This is a genomic window from Cereibacter changlensis JA139, assembly GCF_003034985.1.
Taxonomy (GTDB): domain Bacteria; phylum Pseudomonadota; class Alphaproteobacteria; order Rhodobacterales; family Rhodobacteraceae; genus Cereibacter; species Cereibacter changlensis.
The window spans coordinates 1-2432 of the sequence record NZ_PZKG01000274.1 but is presented as its reverse complement, the minus strand read 5'-3'; the positions used below and the strand labels follow the sequence as shown (position 1 = coordinate 2432).

Annotated in this window: 2 protein-coding genes; both read right to left on the bottom strand. The window is 71.0% G+C overall.

Annotation, left to right across the window (positions count from 1 at the left end; translation table 11 throughout):
* Positions 1–142: 142 nt before the first annotated feature.
* Positions 143–2140: an NAD-dependent epimerase/dehydratase family protein gene (locus tag C5F48_RS23125; RefSeq protein ID WP_107666045.1), complete on the bottom strand. Its 1998-nt coding sequence runs from the start codon at positions 2138–2140 to the stop codon at positions 143–145.
* Positions 2137–2432, bottom strand: a 296-nt coding sequence (locus C5F48_RS23120; RefSeq protein ID WP_373454370.1) for an NAD-dependent epimerase/dehydratase family protein, incomplete at its 5' end; no start/stop codon positions are given. The genes C5F48_RS23120 and C5F48_RS23125, both read right to left, overlap by 4 nt.

The window sequence follows — 2432 nt, the reverse complement described above, 5'->3', positions numbered from 1 at the left end:
GCCGAGGGCGGCGGGCCGAAGCCGGCGAAAACCACGGCGACGCCCTCCTCCGCCAGCCCGGCCGCGAGGTCCATGGCATAGCGCCAGACCCCGCCGACCGCGTCGACGGTCATCAGCACCGAGAGCCGGGACGCCTCGCTGCTCATGCCCGCCGTCTCGCCGGTTCGGGCCGGCCGAGGCCGCGATGCTCGGCCAGCCAGTCGGCCAGCCCCGCCAGCCCCTCGCGCCAGCCGATGCCGGCGCTCCAGCCGGTCTCGGCCTCGAGCGCGGCGGTGTCGGCCACGAAATAGAGCTGGTCGCCCTGCCGCCAGTCGGCAAAGCCTACCTCCAGCGGGCGGCCGGTGAGCCGCTCGATCTCGCGGATCACCTGGCGCAGGCTGACCGCATTCCGCGGCCCGCCGCCCAGGTTGAAGGCGCGGCTGCCGCCCCCGGCCTCCAGATGCGCCATCAGCCGGCGGTAGGCGGCGACGGCGTCGGCGACATGCAGCACGTCGCGCACCTGCCGCCCGTCGCCATAGACCGAGATCGCATTGCCCTTCAGCGCCTGGATCAGGAAATGCGCGACCCAGCCCTGATCCTCGGTGCCGAACTGGCGCGGCCCGTAGATGCAGGACATCCGCAGCACCGCCGAGGGGATGCCGTAGGACTTGGCGTAATCCAGCACATACTGGTCGGCCACGCCCTTGGAACAGCCGTAGGGCGTGCAGAAGCTGAGCGGGCGGTCCTCGCCGACCCCGGCGGCCAGCGCCGGGTCGGCCGGCATGTGGCGGTCGTCCTCGGCCACCATCGCCACATCCTCCAGCGCGCCATAGACCTTGTTGGTGCTGGCGAAGATCACCGGCACGGCGCGGCCGGTGGCGCGGATCGCCTCCAGCACGTTCAGCGTGCCGCGGGCGTTGATCTCGAAATCGTCGACCGGGTTCTGCAGGCTGGTGGTCACCGCGGTCTGCCCGGCCAGGTGAAAGACGGCGGAGGCGTCGCGCATCGCCTCGGTCATCGCCCGCGCGTCGCGCAGGTCGGCGACCACCGGATGCAGCCGCTCGCCATGCCGCGCCTTCAGCCAGCGCAGGTTGTCGTCCACCCCGGGCCGGCTGAGGTTGTCGATCAGGATCACCTCCTGCCCGGCGGTGAGCAGGTCATCGGCGAGGTTCGAGCCGATGAAGCCGCTGCCGCCGGTCACCACCACGGGCTTCACCGCCGCGCTCAGCGTCGGCGCGGCGAGCCGCGTGACCTCGGTGACCGAGGCCACCCCGCCCGCCGCAAGGAGCCGCGCCAGCAGCTTGGGCTGGTTGGCCGCATCCACCGCGCCGAGGTGGTAGTGCCGCGGGTCGAACCACAGCCCCTCCTGCACCGCGACATCGGCGGCAAGATCGCGCCAGCCATACCAGTAGACCCGCGCCGCCGGGGCCTTCAGCGCCCGGCCGAAGCGGCGGGCCTGCTCCACCTCGTCGTTGCGCCAGGTGGAATAGCCGGTCTCGGTGATCCAGATCTCGGCCTCGGGGTTGTGCCGGTCGAGCACCGCGCGCATCTCGCCCAGGTGCAGGTCCCAGCCTCCCCAGGCGGCCTCCTCGCTGTCCCAGGTGCCGGGAAAGCCGTGGAAGCCGACGGCGGCGCATTCGGCCAGCACGCCGCGCTGGCCCATCAGGTTCAGCCAGAGCGGGTCGAAGGGGCATGGCCCGCCCAAGACCGCTTTCCAGCCGCGCTGCTTCACCCAGTAGGCCGCGCCGCCGACCATCTCGCAGAACAGCTGGAAATCGGCATCCTGCCGCCAGTCCCAGTCGAGCAGGTTGTTCGGCTCGTTCCACAGCTCGACATGCGAGAACTGCCGGCCGTGCCGGGTCAGGATGTGGTCGACGAAATCGGCATAGGCCTTCAGGTCATGCGGCGCGCCCGAGGTTTTGCCGGTGCGCGACAGCGACGGCGGCGTGTAATGTACGCAGGGCAGCAGGTCGATCTCGCCGCCCAGCCGCGGCAGCAGCCAGTCGAACCACTCCTCGCCGCCCGGAGCGACATATTCGGCCCAGCTCAGATGGGTGCGCAGGTGGCGCGCGCCGCTGCCGCGGATACCTGCCAGCGCCTCCTCCACCCGGTCATGCTCGCCCGGCCGGAACCATTCGACAAAGCCGAAGTCCTGGCTCATGTCACCAGCCCCCGTTCTTCCAGCTGCCTGCGCATGTCGGCGCCGCGGTCCACCACCGCCATGCTGCCGACCCAGGTCACGAACTCCTCCAGCGAATCCTCCAGCCGGAAGGCCGGCTCGAAGCCAAGCAGCCGGCGCGCCTTGTCGATATCGGCGAAGCAGTTGCGGATGTCGCCGGAGCGAGCCTTGCCGAGGATCTCCGGCGCAAGCTCAGGCAGGTTCATCGCCTCGGCCAGCAGCTGCGCCACCGCCGCGATGGTGTAGGCCTGGCCCGAGCCGATGTTGATCACCT